The organism is Chelativorans composti, from assembly GCF_039541695.1.
Taxonomy (GTDB): Bacteria; Pseudomonadota; Alphaproteobacteria; order Rhizobiales; family Rhizobiaceae; genus Chelativorans; species Chelativorans composti.
The window spans coordinates 33,331-52,931 of the sequence record NZ_BAABGS010000075.1 but is presented as its reverse complement, the minus strand read 5'-3'; the positions used below and the strand labels follow the sequence as shown (position 1 = coordinate 52,931).

The 19,601-nt window shown below is 65.2% G+C and carries 17 protein-coding genes; 15 read left to right on the top strand and 2 right to left on the bottom strand.

The window, feature by feature from the left end:
• Positions 1–79: 79 nt before the first annotated feature.
• From ABD906_RS15460 to ABD906_RS15410, 11 genes are all read left to right on the top strand, one after another.
• Entirely contained in the window at positions 80–3,055 is a 2,976-nt protein-coding gene (locus ABD906_RS15460) for an SPOR domain-containing protein (RefSeq protein WP_165278695.1), read from the top strand.
• A gap of 124 nt (positions 3,056–3,179) precedes the next feature.
• Positions 3,180–4,199 carry a beta-N-acetylhexosaminidase gene (nagZ, locus tag ABD906_RS15455; protein WP_165278694.1) on the top strand — a complete coding sequence of 340 codons (1,020 nt, stop codon included), beginning with the start codon at positions 3,180–3,182 and terminating at the stop codon, positions 4,197–4,199.
• Between the two features lie 27 nt (positions 4,200–4,226).
• The gene (locus ABD906_RS15450) at positions 4,227–5,072 is read left to right on the top strand and encodes a segregation and condensation protein A (protein ID WP_378188511.1); all 846 of its coding nucleotides are present in this window, start codon (positions 4,227–4,229) and stop codon (positions 5,070–5,072) included.
• Positions 5,065–5,790, top strand: coding sequence for an SMC-Scp complex subunit ScpB (scpB, locus tag ABD906_RS15445; RefSeq protein ID WP_345100556.1), 726 nt, complete (start codon positions 5,065–5,067; stop codon positions 5,788–5,790). Before ABD906_RS15450 ends, scpB begins: the two co-directional genes overlap by 8 nt.
• 366 nt (positions 5,791–6,156) lie before the next feature.
• Positions 6,157–6,381 carry a twin-arginine translocase TatA/TatE family subunit gene (locus ABD906_RS15440; RefSeq protein ID WP_165278692.1) on the top strand — a complete coding sequence of 75 codons (225 nt, stop codon included), beginning with the start codon at positions 6,157–6,159 and terminating at the stop codon, positions 6,379–6,381.
• Between the two features lie 31 nt (positions 6,382–6,412).
• Positions 6,413–7,129, top strand: coding sequence for a Sec-independent protein translocase protein TatB (gene tatB, locus ABD906_RS15435; RefSeq protein ID WP_345100554.1), 717 nt, complete (start codon positions 6,413–6,415; stop codon positions 7,127–7,129).
• Positions 7,126–7,965 (top strand): twin-arginine translocase subunit TatC, encoded by an 840-nt coding sequence (gene tatC, locus ABD906_RS15430; RefSeq protein WP_345100552.1) that lies wholly within the window; start codon positions 7,126–7,128, stop codon positions 7,963–7,965. The genes tatB and tatC overlap by 4 nt, the downstream gene beginning before the upstream one ends.
• 61 nt (positions 7,966–8,026) lie before the next feature.
• The gene (serS, locus tag ABD906_RS15425; protein ID WP_165278689.1) at positions 8,027–9,319 is read left to right on the top strand and encodes a serine--tRNA ligase; all 1,293 of its coding nucleotides are present in this window, start codon (positions 8,027–8,029) and stop codon (positions 9,317–9,319) included.
• A gap of 61 nt (positions 9,320–9,380) precedes the next feature.
• A complete protein-coding gene (gene surE, locus ABD906_RS15420; RefSeq protein ID WP_345100550.1) occupies positions 9,381–10,139 on the top strand; it encodes a 5'/3'-nucleotidase SurE in 759 nt (252 codons plus the stop codon).
• Positions 10,136–10,786: a protein-L-isoaspartate(D-aspartate) O-methyltransferase gene (locus ABD906_RS15415; RefSeq protein WP_165278687.1), complete on the top strand. Its 651-nt coding sequence runs from the start codon at positions 10,136–10,138 to the stop codon at positions 10,784–10,786. The genes surE and ABD906_RS15415 overlap by 4 nt, the downstream gene beginning before the upstream one ends.
• Before the next feature lie 295 nt (positions 10,787–11,081).
• Positions 11,082–12,230 (top strand): peptidoglycan DD-metalloendopeptidase family protein, encoded by a 1,149-nt coding sequence (locus ABD906_RS15410; protein ID WP_345100548.1) that lies wholly within the window; start codon positions 11,082–11,084, stop codon positions 12,228–12,230.
• A gap of 267 nt (positions 12,231–12,497) precedes the next feature.
• On the opposite strand, the gene ABD906_RS15405 is transcribed toward ABD906_RS15410, so the two are convergent.
• Positions 12,498–13,376 carry an ATP-binding protein gene (locus ABD906_RS15405; RefSeq protein WP_345100546.1) on the bottom strand — a complete coding sequence of 293 codons (879 nt, stop codon included), beginning with the start codon at positions 13,374–13,376 and terminating at the stop codon, positions 12,498–12,500.
• A gap of 202 nt (positions 13,377–13,578) precedes the next feature.
• Here ABD906_RS15405 and yajC point away from each other — a divergent pair, with 202 nt between their 5' ends.
• The 4 genes from yajC to ABD906_RS15385 all read left to right on the top strand — a co-directional run bounded on the left by yajC (position 13,579) and on the right by ABD906_RS15385 (position 17,798).
• Positions 13,579–13,920: a preprotein translocase subunit YajC gene (yajC, locus tag ABD906_RS15400; protein ID WP_165278825.1), complete on the top strand. Its 342-nt coding sequence runs from the start codon at positions 13,579–13,581 to the stop codon at positions 13,918–13,920.
• Between the two features lie 62 nt (positions 13,921–13,982).
• Positions 13,983–16,568 (top strand): protein translocase subunit SecDF, encoded by a 2,586-nt coding sequence (secDF, locus tag ABD906_RS15395; RefSeq protein ID WP_165278685.1) that lies wholly within the window; start codon positions 13,983–13,985, stop codon positions 16,566–16,568.
• Positions 16,568–16,957, top strand: coding sequence for an Mth938-like domain-containing protein (locus ABD906_RS15390; RefSeq protein ID WP_345100541.1), 390 nt, complete (start codon positions 16,568–16,570; stop codon positions 16,955–16,957). The genes secDF and ABD906_RS15390 overlap by 1 nt, the downstream gene beginning before the upstream one ends.
• A complete protein-coding gene (locus tag ABD906_RS15385) occupies positions 16,950–17,798 on the top strand; it encodes a phytoene/squalene synthase family protein (RefSeq protein WP_345100539.1) in 849 nt (282 codons plus the stop codon). Before ABD906_RS15390 ends, ABD906_RS15385 begins: the two co-directional genes overlap by 8 nt.
• 163 nt (positions 17,799–17,961) lie before the next feature.
• On the opposite strand, the gene trmFO is transcribed toward ABD906_RS15385, so the two are convergent.
• Positions 17,962–19,371: a methylenetetrahydrofolate--tRNA-(uracil(54)-C(5))-methyltransferase (FADH(2)-oxidizing) TrmFO gene (gene trmFO / locus ABD906_RS15380; RefSeq protein WP_165278683.1), complete on the bottom strand. Its 1,410-nt coding sequence runs from the start codon at positions 19,369–19,371 to the stop codon at positions 17,962–17,964.
• Positions 19,372–19,601 lie beyond the last annotated feature (230 nt).

Here is a 19,601-nt window from a genome sequence, read left to right as displayed (position 1 = left end):
CTGTCACCTTTTGCCCACAATGCGCTGGTAATGGCGAGTACAACTGTAAGAAGCCGGTAACCGGTCAAAGGTGGATTCCATGGCTGACAACCAACTGAGCGCCAGGACGAACGAGCTTCCGGACGATGATCCGTTTGCGGAACTGACGCGTATCATGGGGCAGGGAGCCGTTATCCGTCCTCGCGCCGTTGATGAGGGCCTGGAAGACCTGGGACTGGACCTGGAGAAGGAGCTGCTCGCTGATTTCGGCTCCTTCGACAGCGGCGCTTCGGCGGGTTCCCGGCAGGACGAGGGCTCGCAGGAGCAGGTCGATCTCGCCGGGGCTTTCGGTGAGAGCGATCCGGCGAGCGGGTTCCTGGACGACTTCCAGTTCGGCGGGGCCGAAGCGGAGCAAGGCGCCGCCCCGACACCTCGGGAGCCGGAAGCGGCGTTCGATTTCGATCTGGATTTCGGCAGCAGCCCGCCGGCGCAGGAAGCTCCGGCCTGGGATGAACTCTCGTTTTCTCCACGGGATGACGACGCTTCCCTGGGAGGTTACCCGGCCGGTTCATCGGCCGGCGCCGAGCCGGACTTCTCCGGCCTTTCGTTCGATCTCAACCCGGAAGAGCAGGCGCAGCCGGACAGTGAGGTCAGCGCCGCCGAGGTTGATCCTTTCGCAAGCATTTCGGATTCCCTGTTCACGCCGCGGGCCGAAGCTCCGGCATCCGCTGCGCGTGCCGACGAGTTCCTTGCCGCTCCCTCCCGCGATGACCATTCGGATGTGGAGACCGCGAGCGGCGGTGAACCGGATTTCTCAGCGCTTTTCAGCGGTCTCGACCTGCAGGACGAGCAGGACACCGGTGCGCCCGAGGCCGCTTCCCACGATGCATTCCAACAGGCCGAGCCTGATCCGTTCGCCGATCTCGATCTGCGCGGAACCAGGGCTGACGACGTGGTTGATCACGACTACAACGCAGCGGCGGTCGAGCCGGCGATGGAGGATGAGCTCGCAAACGCCCTGAGACTCGACGCCGACTGGATGGAGAACGATGCAGGGTTCTCCTTTGATCCGCGCGACATGCCGGGGGAGCCCGCCGACGCGGAGGCGGCCGACGAGGTCGAAAGTCAGACTGCCGCAGCCGAAGAAGCCGCATGGGATCATGGGCCACAGGCCGTCACGCCGGATCAGGATTCTTCCGCTGCCACGGAAACAGGGTGGAACTGGGACGATTCCCAGCCGTCAGCGGATTGGAGCTTCGAGCCGGACAGCGTCCGCAACAGCGGACAGGAACAGGCCGGTTTTGAGCAGTCCGCAGCGGTCGCGGCGGACGCATATGCGGCCTCCGATTATGCCGCCGTGGAGCAGTCGCAGGACGTTCAAGGTTACGGCCAGGAGCAGTCCTGGACGGAGAACGGACCCGCGGATGACTGGACCGGCGGCGGCGATGCCATGGATGAATTTCAGGCCTTCGGACCGGCGGGCGGCGATGTGCCCCCGGAAATCGAAACGGTCGAGATCCCGGAGAAGGCGGTGGCCGTCACCGACGCCCTCGACCTTCCCGAAGTGCCGTACCGTGAGGATGTGAAGCCGGCCGCTCCCCTCGACGATATCGAGGAGCTGCTGGCGGGCGCCTTCGGCTCGCTTGAACAGACGCCGCAGGAGGACGAAGGTTGGGCCAAGTCTGAGCCCGAAGCCGCGCAGGAAGAAGACAATCAGGACGACAGCGCGTTTGACGAGCTGCTGGCCGCTGCGGGGCTCGCGGCGGTGACCTCGGCGGCTGCTTCGCGCAACGCCTATGGGCGCTCCGAGGCCGACCCCGGACCCGAGTGGAATTCGGTTCCGTTTGAAGAGGCGCCGCGTCCGATGCCGGGCACGCCGCCGCCGCCCGCGCCGTCGCAGGGGCTTTTCGGCCGCCGCGGCGTGCGGATCGCCGCGCTGCTGGCCGGTGTGGCCATCATCGGTGCCGGCGGTTATTTCGCGCTCGGCAAGTTGGGTGGCGGCGACGGCGGCGAGATCGCGCTCATCCGGGCCGACGACTCGCCCATCAAGGTGAAGCCCGAAAATCCGGGTGGCCCGAACATTCCGAACCAGGACAGCCAGGTCTACCGTCAGGTGGCCGGCGAGACGTCGCAGACGGCGAACCAGTCGCAGCTGGTGACTTCCGCCGAGGAGCCGATCGAGCTGCCGAGCCCCAACGACGATGTCGAGGACATCATCGCCGAGGACGACGGGTTCATTCCTCAGGGGGCCGCTTCGCCTGAGGCGGGGGCGGACCAACAGGTTGCCAAGTTCGAGGACCGTTTGACGTCGACCGGCGCGGAGGAAGGCGCTGCCGGATCGTCCGAAACCTTCACGACGCTGACGCCGCGACGCGTCCGCTCCTTCGTGGTGCGGCCTGACGGCACCATGGTGCCGCGCGAGGTCGAAACTCCGGCAGCCGCCAGCAACGCAGGCACGGCCGCGGCTGGTGCAGGCGAGAATGCCGGCGCCGGTAACGATCTCCCCGGCGTGAACAACGAGCGCGTGGACGTGGCGGTACGCAATCCGCAGGACGGCGGTCTCGTCGCGGGGCAGGAGGTACCGCCGCTGGGCGGTCAGGCCAACGCGTCCGCGCCGTCCCAGAATTCCGCGCCGTCCCAGAATGATGTCGCGATGCCGAGCACGGCGCCGATCCCCGCGCCCCGACCGGCTGCCGCTCCGCGGTCCGTCGCGGCTGCCCAGGCGCCAACGCCGGCAGCGGCTCCGGTCCCCGCGCAGCAGGCGCCTGCCCAGCCTGCGCCCACGCAGGTTGCCGCCGCGCAGCCTGCGGCTCCGGCACAGTCGGCCGCTTCCTCAGGCTGGTCGGTGCAGATTGCCTCGCAGCCGACGCTGGAGGCTGCGCAGCAGTCCTACCAGAGCCTTGCGCGGCGTTATGGCACCATGCTGCAGGGCAAGGGCGTGAACATCGTGAAGGCCGAGGTTCCGGGCAAGGGCACCTACTACCGCGTGCGCATTCCGGCCGGCTCGAAGAACGAGGCGATCGCGCTCTGCGAGGCGCTCAAGTCGCAGGGCGGCACCTGCTTCGTCTCGCAGTAGGTTCGCTGAACAGTCATCAGCAAGCCGGCGTCCAGGGGGGCGCCGGCTTTTGCATGGGCGCAAGGCCGCGGGGTACCCCCGGGCCATTCGGTGCGGGACGCCGCCAAACAGGGTAATCTTGGGCATGAGCGAATCAAAAGCCATGATCATGGGGGCCGCGGGCACCCGTCTCTCCGCCGAGGAGTTTGCCTTCTTCCGGAACGAGCGGCCGTGGGGCTTCATCCTGTTCGCCCGCAACATCAGCGAGCCCGAGCAGGTCCGCGACCTGGTGGCGTCCATGCGGGACGCGGTCGGGCGTCCGGAGGCTCCGGTGTTCGTCGATCAGGAGGGAGGGCGCGTGCAGCGGCTGCGCCCGCCGCTCGCGCCGAACTATCCGCCGGCGGCGGCGCTCGGCCGTCTTTTCGCAATGGATCAGCGGAAGGGCCTGCGAGCGGCCTGGCTCATGTCGCGGCTCCATGCCTTCGATCTCCAGAAGCTCGGCATCACAGCCGACTGCATGCCGGTGCTCGACGTGCCCGTTCCGGGCTCCCATGATGTTATCGGCGACCGCGCCTACGCGCATGATGCGGAGACGGTCGCGAAGCTCGGCCGCGCGGCGGCCGACGGGCTGCTCGCCGGCGGCGTGCTGCCGGTCATGAAGCACGTGCCTGGGCACGGGCGCGCGTTTGCCGACAGTCACAAGGAGCTGCCGCGCGTGGATGTCTCGGCGGACGAGTTGCGCGGGCAGGACTTCCTGCCGTTCCGCGCGCTCAACGACCTGCCGATGGCGATGACCGCGCATGTCGTCTATTCCGCACTTGACCCCGACAGTCCCGCCACGACCTCGCGGCGGGTGGTGGAGGACATCATCCGCGGGGAGATCGGATTCGATGGCCTGCTGATGAGCGATGACATTTCGATGCACGCACTTTCTGGGGATTTCGGCGATCGCGTCGACGCAATCCTTGCAGCAGGATGCGATGTGGTACTTCACTGCAATGGCGTCATGGAGGAGATGCGCGCCGTGGCAAACCGGACGCCGGAACTCGCCGGCAAGTCCCGGGAGCGCGCCGGAGCGGCTCTGCTGGCGTTGCGTACAGCCGACGATACGGACGAGGCGGCGGCACGGGCGGAGTTTGCGGAGCATTTCGCGCTGGTCAGTTGATGGAAAAGGACGGCTGAGGTGGCCGAACTGGCAAGAGGAGCAGGGAACAACGCTGCCGCCCCCCTCGAGAAGCTGTGGGGGGAGCCGGAGGTTGCGGACCGTGGCGTTTCCGAACCCACGCTGACGGTCGACGTCGACGGCTTTGAAGGCCCGCTGGACCTTCTGCTCCATCTTGCGCGCGCGCAGAAGGTGGATCTCTCCCGGATCTCGGTGCTGGCGCTTGCCGAACAGTACATCGACTACATCAACCGGGTGCGCAAGGCGCGGCTGGAGCTGGCCGCCGACTATCTGGTGATGGCGGCGTGGCTCGCCTACCTGAAATCGCGCCTGCTCTTGCCCAAGCCGCAAAACGACGATCAGCCGAGCGGCGAGGAGATGGCGGCCCTCCTGCAGTTCCGCCTGAAGCGCCTCGAGGCGATGCGGGATGCCGTGGCCCGCCTCGTCAACCGCAACCGGCTCGGCCGCGATGTGTTTCCGCGCGGCATGCCGGAGGCTGTGATCGTCTCGAAGAAGAGCGCGTTCCAGGCCACGCTCTACGATCTGCTGACGGCCTATGCCGCGCAGCGGCAGCGCCGCGCGATCACCAACGTGCAGATCGCCAAGCGGCATGTCTGGTCGCTCAAGCAGGCGCGCGAGATCCTGACGCGGCTGGTCGGCACGACCTACGACTGGACGCCGCTTGACAGGTTCCTGATCGCTTTCCTGACCACGCCGGAGGAGCGCGCGACGGCGCGGGCGAGCAGTTTCGCCGCATCGCTGGAGCTGGTGCGGGAGGGCGCTCTCGAAATCCGGCAGATGGAAGCGTTTGGCGAAATCTATTTGCGAAGCGGACCGAAGGCCGCCAAGTTCAATCCCGGGTTAGCCAATGACTGACGACGACATGACCTCGATTGCCGCCGGCGGGGAAGGCGCCGAAACCGGACCGGGGGTGGACGAGCTCACATTCCTCGAAGCCAAACGCATGGCGGAGGCACTGGTCTTCGCCAGTGCCACGCCCGTGTCGGAGAAAGTGCTTGCGGAGCGGCTTCCGCAGGGTGTGGACGTGCGTGCCGTCATGGAGGAACTGAAGCGGGACTATTCCAGTCGCGGCGTGAACCTCAACCGCGTGGAGGACAGCTGGGCCTTCCGCACCGCGCCGGATCTGGCCTTCCTGCTCAACCGGGACGCCGTGCAGCAGAAGAAGCTGTCGCGCGCCGCGCTCGAGGTGCTAGCCATCATCGCCTATCATCAGCCGGTCACGCGCGCCGAGATCGAGGAGATCCGCGGTGTCGAAACCTCGAAGGGCACGCTCGACCTCCTGCTCGAGACGGGATGGGTGCGGATGCGCGGGCGTCGACGGACCCCGGGCCGCCCGGTGACCTATGGCACGACGCCCGAATTCCTGGACCATTTCGGCCTCGAGGAGCTGGGCGACCTGCCGGGCCTCGAAGAGCTCAAGGGAGCGGGACTGCTTTCGCCCAGGATGCCTACGAATTTCTCGGTGCCGACGCCGCTCTCCGATCCCGGCGTGCTCGCCGACGACGAGGATCCGCTTACCGATATCGATCTCGAGGAACTGGGGCTGTTCGCTCCGAAGGCAGAGGACGAGTAGGACGGGGTGGAAACTCCATTGCTGCCCGCCGAATCCGTCACCCCGCGCGCTTTGTCACAGGCGGGCGCATTCGTTTCCCGCGATTGTGAAAGTGCCCGGTTCACACGATTGAATCAGTTTGGCAGCGAATCCGCGCAGCGCGGTGAAATTCCACAAGGATTCTGGCGCGGCAGGAGTGGTGCGGGCCGCGCGGTCTGCTATACCCAAATGAGGAAAACAATTCAGGGGAACTGCGAAATATGCAATATTGTAGCCAGATGCGCGGGACGTCAGGATAAGTTCACCATCATCCTGACGCACTAATGTTTGAAACGAGACGCGAAAGCGAATAATCAGGGTTCATCCCGAAACTGGTAGAGACAAGTCATGGGTTCCTTTTCGATCTGGCACTGGCTCATCGTCCTCGTCGTTGTTCTGCTGCTCTTCGGACGCGGCAAGATTCCGGAGCTGATGGGCGACGTGGCCAAGGGCATCAAGAACTTCCGCAAGGGCATGAGTGAGGACGATGCCGAGAAGGAAGAGACGAAGACGGTCGAGCACAAGGCTGACGAGCCGATCCGCACGACCGTGAAGAAGACCAGCGAGAGCTGAGTTCAAATCCGTCTCTTCAGGTGAGCTGTAGATGTTTGATCTCGGCTGGTCCGAAATCCTTGTCATTGCCATCGTTCTGATTGTCGTCGTCGGGCCGAAAGATCTGCCGAAGGTGCTCCGCAGTTTCGGCAGGACCACGGCCAAGCTACGGACGATGGCGGGAGAATTCCGCCGTCAGTTTGACGATGCGCTGCGCGAGGCCGAACTCGACGACGTGAAGACGCTGGTGGATGATGTCCGCAAGCTCGATCCGCGTAACGAGATCAAGAAACATCTCAATCCGCTCCAGCAGGTGGGTCGCGACATCAAGAAGGAGCTTGACGACACGACGCGCCTGATGTCGTCGCCGGAGCCTTCCGCGTCCACGTCTGCCCAGCCGGCGGAGCCGCTGAAGGCGGGGCCCGCACCTCTCGCAGGCGAGGGATCGGGCGATGCGACGCCTCCGCTCAAGGCATTCGAGGCCGCGGCCGGCGAAGCCAGGCCGGCGGAGACTGCCGCGACATCCGGCGCGGCCCCTGAGTCCAGCCCGGCCCCTGTTACCGCTGAGACGAAGGTCAAGGCGCCGGCGAAGTCCGGCACGGCGAAGCGCACCGCGTCCGCCAGTGCGACCAAGGCCGTGGGCCCGAAGTCCACGAAATCGGCGAAAAGCGGCACCGCCAGGACTACGGCGGCCAAGGCAGCCGCCAGCGACAGCAAGCCCAGCGCAGCCTCACGCAGCAGGAAGAAGAACGGGAGCGACACGCAGTGAGGGCCCCAGACGAAGAAGAAGAGATTGAAAAGTCCGCCGCGCCTCTGATCGAGCATCTCATCGAGCTGCGCCAGCGGCTCATCTGGGCCATCGGGGCGTTTTTCGTCGCGTTCCTGGTCTGCTTCTATTTCGCCAAGCAGATCTTCAACCTGCTCGTCATTCCCTTCAAGTGGGCGACGGATTGGGCGGGCCTTCCCACCGACAAGGTCGACCTGATCTATACCGCGCCGCAGGAGTTCTTCTTCACCCAGATCAAGCTCGCCATGTTCGGCGGTCTGGTCCTGGCCTTCCCGATGATCGCGACGCAGATCTACAAGTTCGTGGCGCCGGGCCTCTACCGCAACGAACGCCGCGCCTTCCTGCCGTTCCTGATCGCTTCCCCGATCCTGTTCCTGATCGGCGCAGCGCTTGTCTATTTCTTTTTCACCCCGATGGTGATGTGGTTCTTCCTGTCGATGCAGCAGGTGGGACCGGATACCGACGTGCAGATTTCGCTGCTGCCGAAGGTGTCAGAATACCTCGGCCTGATCATGACGCTGATCCTCTCCTTCGGTCTGGTGTTCCAGCTGCCAGTCGTCACCACGCTGCTGGCGCGCGTGGGGCTGCTTTCATCCGAGGCGCTGGTCAGCAAGCGCAAGGTGATGATCGTGGTCGCCTTCGTCGTGGCGGCGGTGCTCACACCGCCCGATCCGATCAGCCAGATCGGTCTTGCACTTCCCACGATCCTTCTCTACGAGATCGGCATCTGGTGCGCACGCATGGTGGAGCGCAAGCGAGAGGAAGAAGCGCAGGCCGCCGCCAATGCTTCGTCCGGAGCCGATGGCGCAGCCTCCTGAGCGATGGGGGGCCTCCGCAACCCGCCCGGCGTGTCACTCCGTATTGTCTGGAAGCTGACCGATGCTCGATATCAAGTGGATACGTGAAAACCCTGAAGCTCTCGTGCAGGCACTCAGGAACAGGGGACAGTCGGAGAGCGACGCCCGCGCGACCGTCCAGAGCGTGATCTCGACGGACGAGGAGCGTCGCGCCCACGTGACCCGGCTGCAGGAGGCGCAGGAGCGCCGCAACGCGGCGTCGAAGGAGATCGGCAAGGCCATGGCTTCCGGCGACAAGGAGCGGGCCGAAAAGCTGAAGGCGGAGGTTGCCGACCTCAAGACCTTCGTGCAGAACGGCGAGGTGCGGGAGCGGGAGCTCGACGAGTCGCTGCGCAACCAGCTCGCCAGCATCCCGAACGTGCCGCTCCAGGACGTGCCGGTCGGTAGGGACGAGAAGGACAACGTCGAGATCCGCCGCTTCGGCGAACCGGCCCTCAATCCGTGGTCGAAGGAGCATTTCGATATCGGCGAGAGCCTGGGGTTCATGGATTTCGAGCGCGCCGCGAAGCTTGCCGGAACGCGCTTCACGGTGCTCACCGGGCAGCTCGCAAGGCTCGAGCGCGCCCTCGGCCAGTTCATGCTGGACCTGCACACGCGCGAGCATGGCTACACTGAAGTGCAGCCACCGCTGCTCGTGCGCGACGAGGTGCTGTTCGGCACCGGGCAGTTGCCGAAGTTCGCCGAGGATCTGTTCCGCACGACTGACGACCGCTGGCTGATTCCCACCGCGGAAGTGCCACTCACCAACCTGGTGGCGGGTGAAATCCTCGAGGGCGAGAAGCTGCCGCTGCGCTTCACGGCGCTGACGCCGTGCTTCCGCTCCGAGGCGGGTTCGGCCGGACGCGACACGCGAGGCATGTTGCGCCAGCACCAGTTCAACAAGGTGGAGCTGGTCTCGATCACGGACGCGGACTCATCCATCGCCGAGCACGAGCGGATGACGGAATGCGCCGAGACGGTTCTGAAAAAGCTGGAGCTGCCGTTCCGTACCATCGTGCTGTGCACTGGCGACATGGGCTTCGGCGCGCAGAAGACCTACGACATCGAGGTCTGGCTGCCTGGCCAGAAGACCTACCGCGAGATTTCCTCGTGTTCCGTCTGCGGCGATTTCCAGGCCCGCCGCATGAACACGCGCTACCGGATGGCCGGGGAGAAGCAGACCCGCTTCGTCCATACGCTCAACGGCTCGGGCGTGGCGGTCGGCCGCGCGCTGATCGCGGTGATGGAGAACTACCTGAACGAGGATGGCAGCATCAGCGTGCCGTCCGTCCTGCAGCCCTACATGGGAGGCGTCACGCGCATCGAGCGCGCGTAGCGCATCCGGCTGGGTGATCAGACTGCGCGGGGGCGAACAGGCAGGAACGAAAGGACGAGCGGTGCGAATTCTTCTGACCAACGACGACGGGATCCACGCCGAGGGTATCCAGGTCCTGGAGCGCATCGCCCGGACCCTGTCTGATGACGTCTGGGTGGTGGCGCCGGAGGCGGACCAGTCGGGCTTCGCCCATTCGCTCTCGCTGTCGGAGCCGCTGCGCATGCGCAAGATCAACGACCGGCATTTCGCGCTGCGCGGCACGCCGACCGACTGCGTGATCATGGGCGTGCGCAAGCTCATGGACACACCGCCTGACCTGATCCTGTCGGGCGTCAACAGCGGCGCCAACATGGCTGACGATGTGACCTATTCCGGCACGATCGCCGGAGCCATGGAGGGGGCGCTGCTGGGCATCCGTTCCATCGCGCTCAGCCAGGCTTACGACTACGTGGACGAGATGCGCTATGTGCCGTGGGACACGGCCGAGACGCTGGGGCCGGACCTGCTCAAGCGGCTGATCGAACTCGAAATCCCGAAGGGCGTGTTCCTCAACGTCAATTTCCCGAAGATTCCGGCCGCGGAGGTCAAGGGCGTGAAGGTCACCTCGCAGGGGCGGCTCACGCACGGCCTCTGGATCGACGAACGCCGGGACGGCCGCGGCTATCCCTATTACTGGCTGCGCTTCGGAAGGGCCGAGGCGGAGCTGCGCGAAGGGAGCGACCAGGCGGCCATCCGTGACGGCTACGTGTCGGTGACGCCGCTTCACCTCGATCTCACCGCGCATGCGTTGCGCGACAAGTTGGCCAAGGCGCTTGCATGAACGGGCGGGTGGGGGAACGAGAGGGGTTTGCCGCCTTCATGCTGCGCATGAGAGCGCGCGGCATCCTCAACAATCCGCTCTTTGCCGCCATGGAAGCGATTCCCCGCGGCAGTTTCGTGCCGGTGGAATGGCACAACTGGACCTGGTCGCACCGGTCGGTTCCCATCGACTGCGGCGAGGTGATCGAGGGTTGCGACCTGCAGGGTGTGGTGCTCGATGCGCTGGAACTCGGCCCCGGCCACAAGGTGCTCGAAATCGGCAGCGGTTCCGGCTACACGGCGGCCGTGATGTCCCGGCTCGTCTCCAAGGTCGTGTCGATCGACCGCTACAAGCGGCTGATCGAGGACGCGCGGGTGCGGCACGAGGCGCTCGGCATCAACAACATCGTCATGCGGCAGGCAAACGGTCTTGACGCGATCGAGGACGGCCCCTTCGACCGCATCGTCGCCTGGGCGGCCTTCGAGGAGCATCCGCGCCGCTTCGCCGATCTGCTCACCAGCGGCGGTATTTTGGTCGCGCCGGTGGGGCCGGGAGACGGCGAACAGATGCTGCAAAAGTTCGTCAAGATGGGAAGCCGGTTCGAGCGCACAGACCTGATGCCGGTGCGAATGCAACCGCTTGCCAAGGGTCTGCCGCTGGCCCTGTAGGCGGGCGTGGCGCAGGCTTCTGCCTTCTTTTCATTTCAGCTCAGCAGCGGCCAAATCGCCCACGTGAACGGGCAAGTGGATGATTCCACACAGGTCGTTACCCGTATCGTTACCGCAAGTTCTGATGCCTTAACCGCACGGTAACTTTAATGCGTTTTCATTATCAAACGTAATCAAGCGGGACGAGTGCGGGTTGGTCATGCGTTCTAGTATCTCGGCACAGTTCAAAATTGGGTTGGCGCGGGGCGTTGCCGTCGTTGTTCTCTGTGGCGCGGCCGTGGGCTGCAGCCGCGGGATGGACGGACTGACCGACGGCCTCACGACCAGCTCGACGAACTCCTATTCCAACGAGCGGGTCATCCGTCCGCAGGTTCCCGTGGGTGGCGGCTATGGCACCGTGGAGACGGCGCCCCAGTACAGCCAGCTTCCTCCGCCGGCACCTGCAGCGCCTGTCGCGGCCGCACCCGTCTCGCCCGTCTATTCCTCGCCGATTTCATCGCCGCCGCTGCCGCCTCCGCAGAACCCTGGCGGCGCCGTCGCAACGGCTCCGCAGCCAGTCGCGCCTCAGCAGGTCGCGGCCGCCACAAGCAACGTCACGCCTCCTCCGGTTTTCGCGCCGGCAGCCCCCGCACCGGCGAACCGTCCGGCAGCCCAGGCGGGCGGCACCTATACGGTCGAGCCGGGTGACACGCTCTACGGAATCGCCCGCAAGACCGGCGCGAGCGCTGCGGCCATCCAGTCGGCAAACAATCTCTCGAGCCCCGATTCGATCCGGGTCGGCCAGCGCCTGGTGATCCCCGGCGGCAACACGCAGGCCGCCAAGGTCGCCGCCAATCCGGCGCCGACGCCGGCTGCCGCTCCCGCAAAGCAGGAGAAGTCCGTCACGGTCGCCGCTCCCGTTGAGGCGCCGAAACCTGCGCAGGTGCAGAAACCGGCGACCGTCGCCACCTACACGCCACCGGCGACCGCGTCATCCCCGTCTTCCGGACAGGCCACTTCGAGCGCCCAGTCCGCCTCCTCGTCGGGCGAGACCCAGCAGATGGCCGCGATCTCGCCGGAGGAGACCGGCGGCGGCAAGCTGCGCTGGCCGGTGCAGGGCCGCGTGATCTCCCAGTTCGGCAAGAGCTCCGGCGGCAAGAGCAACGACGGCATCGACATCGCCGTGCCGGAAGGCACCTCCATCCGCGCCGCCGAGGCGGGCACGGTGATTTACGCCGGCGACGGCCTCAAGGGCTTCGGAAATACGGTGCTCATCCGTCACGAGGACGGTCTCGTCACGGTCTACGGTCATGCCTCGCAACTCAAGGTGAAGCGCGGTGACACGGTCAAGCGCGGGCAGGAGATTGCGCTCTCCGGCATGACAGGCGACGCCGACCGCCCGAAGCTGCACTTCGAGGTGCGCAGGGGCACGAGCCCGGTCAATCCGATGACCTATCTCAACTGACCGGCATTCTCAGGCAACGGGCAGGGGAGCAGCGCAAGCTGCTCCCTTTGCTTTTGCAGTGCGCCCAGTGCTCAATTGCGAAAGGCGTGAAAAAGATTGAGTGGGTAAGGCAGCTACCCCTCCCTGATCACCAACTGCAAGCCTTTCGCAATGGTTCTATTGCTGTGGCGGATGATCAAGGCGAAGGATTCACGGATGGTGATGCGTCCCTGAAAGAAGAAACCCCGCCGGAGCGGGGTTTCATGAAATCGGGCCTTGGTGACTGCTTCAAGCCTTCAGCTTCTGTCCCAGCCTGCCGGCGAGGTCCTGGATGAACTGCCAGGCGACGCGGCCCGAGCGGCTGCCGCGGGTGGTGGCCCATTCCAGTGCCTCGGCCCGCAGCGTCTCCGGATCGATCTTGAGCCCGTGATAGCGGACGTAGCCTTCCACCATCTGCAGGTATTCATCCTGGGAGCATTTGTGGAAGCCAAGCCAGAGGCCGAAACGGTCCGACAGGGAGACCTTCTCCTCCACCGCCTCGGAAGGATTGATGGCGGTGGAACGTTCATTCTCCATCATGTCGCGCGGCAGGAGATGGCGGCGGTTCGACGTTGCGTAGAAGATCACGTTGTCCGGACGGCCCTCAACGCCACCTTCCAGCACCGCCTTCAGGGACTTGTAGGAGGTGTCGTCATGATCGAAAGAGAGGTCGTCGCAGAAGAGGATGAAGCGATAGGGCGCAGTCTTGAGCAGCCCCATCAGCTTCGGAAGGGTGTCGATATCCTCGCGATGGATCTCCACCAGCTTGAGGGGAGGGGTGTCGGCGCCGCGGGTACGGTTCACTTCCGCGTGAGCGGCCTTCACCAGTGACGACTTGCCCATGCCGCGCGCGCCCCACAGAAGCACGTTGTTGGCCGGCAGGGATTCGGCGAAGCGGCGGGTGTTGTCGAGCAGGATATCGCGAACGCGGTCCACGCCGGTAATCAGGCTGATATCCACGCGGTTCACATGGGGGACAGGCTGGAGCGTGCCGGTGTCGGCCTGCCAGACAAAGCAGTCCGCTGCGTCGAAGTCCGGCGCGGGCGCAGGCTGCGGCACCATGCGGCCAATGAGCTCAAGGAGACTGTCGAGCTTGCGGTTCAGCGTTTCGATTGCGGTGTCAGCCATCATGTTCCCCATGCAGTGCGAACAGTACCGTACGGTACGGTTCCTGTTTACTCCCGCAATCTGGATGAGGCAAGCTTCGCCTGTGCGCTGAAGGCAGCCTGCGGGACGGCAATGTTGCATGGGCGAGCCGAATGTTTATATTCCGCGCAACCTTCAGAACGTACGGGACGCGCGTCCCGGCGACCATTTCGGGAGTTTCTTGATGTTTGTAACGCCAGCCTATGCACAAGCCGCGACGGGTGGGGCACCGGATGTTTTCATGAGCATCCTGCCGTTCATCCTCATTTTCGCCGTCATGTATTTCCTTATCATCCGTCCGCAGCGGCAGCAGATGAAGAAGCGGGCCGAGATGCTCGCCAACATCCGCCGCGGTGACACGGTTGTGACGGGCGGCGGCCTGGTCGGCAAGGTGACCAAGGTGATCAGCGACGGCGAGGTCGAGATCGACCTTGGAAATGGCGTGAAGGTCGTGGCCGTGCGCGCAATGCTGGCGGATGTCCGCACCAAGGGCGAACCGGTCGCTGCGGAAGCCGCGAAGAAGTAGGCCAATACATACGAAGCTCGTGACTGGGGTGGCATAGCCTGGCCCGCAAAGGAATACACTGCATGTTATACTTCAAACGCTGGCAGACGATCCTTATTTGGCTGGCGGTCGCACTCAGCGTCCTCTACGCTGCGCCAAACGTTCTTCCCCAGTCATGGCTGTCATCCATGCCGAGCTGGGCGCCATCGCGCCCCATGACACTCGGCCTCGACCTGCAGGGCGGATCGCATATCCTGCTGCAGGTCGACCGGAACGACCTCATCCACGAGCGGCTGACGGCGGCACGCGATGACGTACGCCGCATCCTGCGCGATGCCAAGGTCGGCTACACGGGCCTGGCGCTGTCCGGCAATGCCGTTCAGGTCAGGGTGCGCGACGAAGCCCAGCGCGAGGCTGCTCGCACGGCGCTTGCCGAGCTCGAGCAGCCCATCTCGTCCGGCCTGTTCGGCACGGGCTCCGTCCGCGAGTTCAGCGTGACCGAGCAGGAGCCGGGCCTTTTCCGGATCGCCATGACGGACGAGGGCCTCGACTACCGGCTTTCCAACGCCGTGACCCAGTCCATCGAGGTGATCGGCCGACGCGTGAACGAGCTTGGCACGACCGAGCCGATCATCCAGCGGCAGGGCCTCGACCGGGTGCTGGTGCAGGTGCCGGGCCTCGAGGACCCGCAACGCCTCAAGGACATACTCGGGCAGACGGCGAAGCTGACCTTCCAGATGGTCGACATGTCCGTGTCGCCGCAGGAGGTCATCGCCAATGGCGGCCGTGCGCCCGCCGGCACCACGCTGATGTATTCCATCGACAACCCGCCGGTCCCCTATGTCATCGAGGACCGCGTGATCGTGTCGGGCGAAAACCTGGTGGACGCGCAGCCGGGCTTCGACCAGCGGACCAACGAGCCGATCGTTTCCTTCCGCTTTGATACGCGCGGCGCCACCCGCTTCGGCCAGGCCACCCAGGAGAATGTCGGCCGGCTGTTCGCCATCGTGCTCGACGGCAAGGTGATCTCGGCGCCGCAGATCCGCGAGCCGATCCTCGGCGGCTCTGGCCAGATCTCCGGCAACTTCACCGTTCAGAGCGCGAACGACCTCGCCGTGCTGCTGCGCGCGGGCGCGCTGCCCGCCACGCTGACCGTGGTGGAAGAGCGCACCGTCGGCCCCGGCCTCGGCCAGGATTCGATCGACGCCGGCATCATGGCGTCCATCATCGGTTCGGTCCTCGTGATCGTCTTCATGATCCTTGCCTACGGGTTCCTCGGCGTCATCGCCGACGTCGCGTTGATCCTCAACGTGGTGATGATCATCGCGATCCTGTCCATCCTTGGGGCAACGCTCACATTGCCCGGTATCGCGGGTATCGTGCTCACCGTCGGCATGGCCGTGGACTCGAACGTGCTCATCTATGAACGCATCCGCGAGGAGCGGCGGCTCGGGCGCTCCGTGCTGAAGTCGTTTGACGCGGGCTTCGAGCGCGCACTTGCCACCATCGTCGACTCGAACCTGACGACCCTCATCGCCGCACTGGTGCTGTTCCTGGTCGGTACCGGCCCGGTGAAGGGCTTCGCCGTCACGCTTGCCATCGGCATCGGCACGACGCTGTTCACTGCCTTCACCTTCACCCGCTGGGTGGTGGCCTTCTGGCTGCGGCGCAGCAAGCCTACCGAGGTGCCGAAGGGCTTCTTCCGCCTGGTGCCCGAGGTGACGCGCATCCCCTTCATGAAGGTGCGCCTGCAGGTGTTCGCGTTGTCAGTGCTGCTCAGCGTCGCCTCCATCGCGCTGCTGTTCACGGTCAAGCCGAACTTCGGCATCGACTTCACCGGCGGCACGCTGATCGAGGTGCGCGCGAAGGATGGCACGGCCGACACGGGCGAGATCCGCCAGAAGCTTCTGGAAGCCGGCATCCGCGAGGTGCAGGTGCAGGGCTTCGGCGAAGCTTCCGACGCGCTGATCCGTCTTGGCGCGGCTGAGGACGAGGCGACGGGCAACGCCATGGTTGCCCAGGCGCAGCAGATACTCTCGTCCGATTATGACATCCGCCGAACCGAGGTCGTAGGCCCGACGGTCTCAAACGAGCTTATGTGGTCGGCCATCATCGGCGTGCTGGTGGCGATGGCCGGCATCATGATCTACGTCTGGGTGCGGTTCGAGTGGCAGTTCGCCATCGGCGCGATCATGTCCACCATCAACGACGTCTGCTTGACGCTTGGTTTCCTCGTGGTGACGCAGATCCAGGTGGACCTCACGACCGTGGCGGCGATGCTGACCATCGTCGGCTACTCGCTCAATGACACGGTGGTCATCTACGACCGGGTCCGCGAGAACCTGCGCCGCTTCAAGAAGATGCCGCTCGGGCAACTGCTCGACCTCTCTGACAACGAGATGCTTGCCCGCACGGTGATGACCTCCGTCACGACCCTGCTTGCCCTGCTTGCCCTGTACTTCTTCGGCGGCGAGGTGATACGCTCCTTCGTGGCGTCCATGATCTTCGGCATCGTGATCGGCACACTGTCGTCGATCTTCATCTCCGCACCCGCGCTCATCTTCTTCAACCTGCGGCCCACCAAGGGGCAGCTCATCTCTGAAGAGGAGATCCGCGCGGGAGAGGCGAGGGATCTCAAGACGGAGGCCAAACAGGCTTCGGCAAGCTGATGGCAAAGGGTATCGAAATTCGCGCGGCCCATTTTCCGGGCCGCGCTCCCATCGACGCCTACGGCAACGGAGGATTCCGCTTCGCCGAAATGTCCCACCGCGGCTCGCTGCTCTGCGTGCCGTCGGGCATCCACGGTTGGGCGCCGGTGAGCCATGCCGAGCTGGACGAGGTGGCGTTCCAGCGCGTTTTCGACGAGGCGGCCGAGATCCAGATCCTGCTGGTCGGAACCGGCGACCGGCTTCAGCCGTTGCCTCCCACTCTCAAGGCCAGATTGCGGGAGGCCGGCGTGAGCGTTGAAGTGATGTCGACGGGAGCCGCAGTGCGGACCTACAACGTTCTCCTGGAGGAGGACCGCGCGGTCGCGGCTGCGTTGATTGCCGTTGAGTGAAACCTTTCTGACAGCCGAGACTGAGGCGCTGGTACGGCAGGCCGATGCCGACCGGTATCTCGCCACCCTTTACGCGCCGCAAGACAAGCGCGCGGCGTTGCTTTCCCTTTACGCCTTCAACGTGGAAATTGCCTCGGTGCGCGAACGCGTATCGCAGCCACTGCCGGGTGAAATCCGCCTGCAGTGGTGGCGTAATGTGCTCGAGTCCGGCTCGCCCGAACAGGCGGGCGGCAGTCCGGTGGCAACAGCGCTGCTCACCACCGTCCGTACGCACGATCTTCCGGTGCAGCCGCTTCTCGACATGCTGGAGGCGCGGATCTTCGACCTCTATGACGATCCGATGCCGAGCCGAACCGACCTCGAGGGCTATTGCGGCGAGACGGCCTCGGCGCTCCTCCAGCTGTCGGCGCTGGTGCTTGACCGGGACGCGGCGCGCGGGGCGGCGGACGCGGCGGGCCATGGCGGTTGCGCACAGGCGATCGCGGGTCTTCTGCGGTCGCTGCCGATCCACCGCGCCCGCGGGCAATGCTACATGCCCGCCGACCTCCTGAACTCGGTCGGCGTAACGCCGCAGGCCATCGTCGAGGGAAGGGACCGGGAGGGAATTGCCCGGGCCGTCGCGGCCATGGTCGCGCTCGGGCGGGATCATTTCGCCGCCTTCCGCAGCCATGCGCGGAAACTGCCTTCAAGCCTGCGGCCTGCGTTCCTGCCGGTGGCGCTTGCCGGGGCCTATCTCGACCGGCTGGAGGCGGACGGGACGGCAGCGATCGACCAGATCGTCAACATCTCGCCGATCCGCAGGCAATGGATCATGCTGCGCCACGCCCTGCGTGGCTGGTAGGGGTCTGGAAGAACCGGCCGCAGTGAGGGCGATGCAAGGCCCTTCGAGGAACTGGGTTCAATTCGCCCGTCCGGCCAATTGCAGGACGTGGGCCCCATGCGCAGCTGGCTTGCTCTCGCGATAAAGATTGGAAACGGGTGCAGATGACCGGAGGCCCCGCCGATCATTCGGCAGCGGCGAGGGTCTCAATGCGGTCGAGCCAGGCGCGGCAGTCCGCAAGGGCGCGGGCGGCCATGGCCTGCTTCTTGGCGGCTGTCTTTTCCTTGCCGCGCAGACGCTTCCCTTCCGTCCTGGGCAGCTCCACGGGCGGGAAGAGGCCGAAATTGATGTTCATCGGCTGGAACGAGCGCTTGCCCGGCTCCTCATCAGTGAGGATGTGGCCGCCGGTGATGTGGTTGATGAGCGCCCCGAAGGCGGTTGTGGGCGGCGGCGGCACGACCGGCTTGCCCAGACGCTGGGCGGCGGCGAAGCGGCCGGCGACGAGGCCCATCGCGGCGCTCTCCACATAGCCCTCGCAGCCGGTGATCTGGCCGGCGAAGCGCAGGCCGGGTCGGGACTTGAGCTGCAACGTGCCGTCGAGCAGCGCGGGCGAGTTGATGTAGGTGTTGCGGTGCAGGCCGCCAAGACGCGCGAACTCCGCGTTCTCCAGGCCCGGGATCATGCGGAAGATGCGTACCTGCTCGGCGTATTTCAGCTTCGTCTGGAAGCCGACCATGTTGTAGAGCGTGCCCAGCGCATTGTCCTGGCGCAGCTGGACCACCGCGTAAGGCTTGACCGACGGATTGTGCGCGTTGGTGAGGCCCATGGGCTTCATGGGGCCGTGACGCAGCGTCTCCGGTCCGCGCTCGGCCATGACCTCGATGGGCAGGCAGCCGTCGAAATAGGGCGTACCCTCCCATTCACGGAAGGCGGTCTTCTCGCCTTCGAGAAGCGCCTGGACGAAGGCGTCATACTGCTCCTTGGTCATGGGGCAGTTGATGTAGTCCTTGCCGGTACCGCCAGGGCCGACCTTGTCGTAACGCGACTGGAACCAGCAGACGTTCATGTCGATCGTGTCGAAGTGGACGATCGGCGCGATCGCATCGAAGAAGGCAAGCGACTCCTCGCCGGTTTCCTTCCGAATCGCCTCGGCGAGCGACGGAGCGGTGAGGGGGCCGGTGGCAATGATCGCGATGTCCCAGTTCGCAGGCGGCAGGCCCGTGACCTCCTCGCGCACGATCGTGATCAGCGGATGCTCCTCCAGCGCCCGCGTGACGGCCTCGGAGAACCCTTCGCGGTCCACGGCAAGCGCGCCGCCGGCCGGAACCTGGTTGGCGTCACCCGAGCGCATGATGAGCGAACCCGCCATGCGCATCTCGGCATGCAGGACGCCGACCGCATTGCTCGTGGCATCGTCGGACCGGAAGGAGTTGGAGCAGACGAGCTCCGCCAGCCGGTCGGTCTTGTGGGCTTCGGTCCCGCGCACGGGACGCATCTCATGCAGAATGACGGGAACGCCAGCGCTGGCAATCTGCCAGGCTGCCTCGGAACCGGCGAGGCCACCGCCAATGACGTGGATCGGTTTGTGTGTCATGGGGTGGAAATAGGGGGAAGCCGAAAAGAATGCAACGCCAACGTTGCGCCCGGGAGCATTTGGTGCGGTGCTCAACGAATAGGCATTCTCGCAAACGCACAAAAAAACAACACTCGCTGGGGGAGGGGCCAGCGAGTGTTGTTAAGTGGACCGGCAATTTTGGGAGGAGGAGGAGGAAGATGCCGGTCTTATTCGTCGGACCTGGGAGGAGGAGGAGGATTATCCGACGA

What these genes read in the sequence shown, in the direction of transcription:
- ABD906_RS15390 (WP_345100541.1), top strand. Translation starts at nt 16,568, where the DNA reads ATGGCAAAGGGTATCGAAATTCGCGCGGCCCATTTTCCGGGCCGCGCT.
- ABD906_RS15405 (WP_345100546.1), bottom strand. Translation starts at nt 13,376, where the DNA reads ATGGCTGACACCGCAATCGAAACGCTGAACCGCAAGCTCGACAGTCTC.
- ABD906_RS15410 (WP_345100548.1), top strand. Translation starts at nt 11,082, where the DNA reads ATGGACGGACTGACCGACGGCCTCACGACCAGCTCGACGAACTCCTAT.
- serS (WP_165278689.1), top strand. Translation starts at nt 8,027, where the DNA reads ATGCTCGATATCAAGTGGATACGTGAAAACCCTGAAGCTCTCGTGCAG.
- trmFO (WP_165278683.1), bottom strand. Translation starts at nt 19,371, where the DNA reads ATGACACACAAACCGATCCACGTCATTGGCGGTGGCCTCGCCGGTTCC.
- ABD906_RS15460 (WP_165278695.1), top strand. Translation starts at nt 80, where the DNA reads ATGGCTGACAACCAACTGAGCGCCAGGACGAACGAGCTTCCGGACGAT.
- nagZ (WP_165278694.1), top strand. Translation starts at nt 3,180, where the DNA reads ATGAGCGAATCAAAAGCCATGATCATGGGGGCCGCGGGCACCCGTCTC.
- yajC (WP_165278825.1), top strand. Translation starts at nt 13,579, where the DNA reads ATGTTTGTAACGCCAGCCTATGCACAAGCCGCGACGGGTGGGGCACCG.
- ABD906_RS15415 (WP_165278687.1), top strand. Translation starts at nt 10,136, where the DNA reads ATGAACGGGCGGGTGGGGGAACGAGAGGGGTTTGCCGCCTTCATGCTG.
- scpB (WP_345100556.1), top strand. Translation starts at nt 5,065, where the DNA reads ATGACTGACGACGACATGACCTCGATTGCCGCCGGCGGGGAAGGCGCC.
- ABD906_RS15440 (WP_165278692.1), top strand. Translation starts at nt 6,157, where the DNA reads ATGGGTTCCTTTTCGATCTGGCACTGGCTCATCGTCCTCGTCGTTGTT.
- secDF (WP_165278685.1), top strand. Translation starts at nt 13,983, where the DNA reads ATGTTATACTTCAAACGCTGGCAGACGATCCTTATTTGGCTGGCGGTC.
- tatB (WP_345100554.1), top strand. Translation starts at nt 6,413, where the DNA reads ATGTTTGATCTCGGCTGGTCCGAAATCCTTGTCATTGCCATCGTTCTG.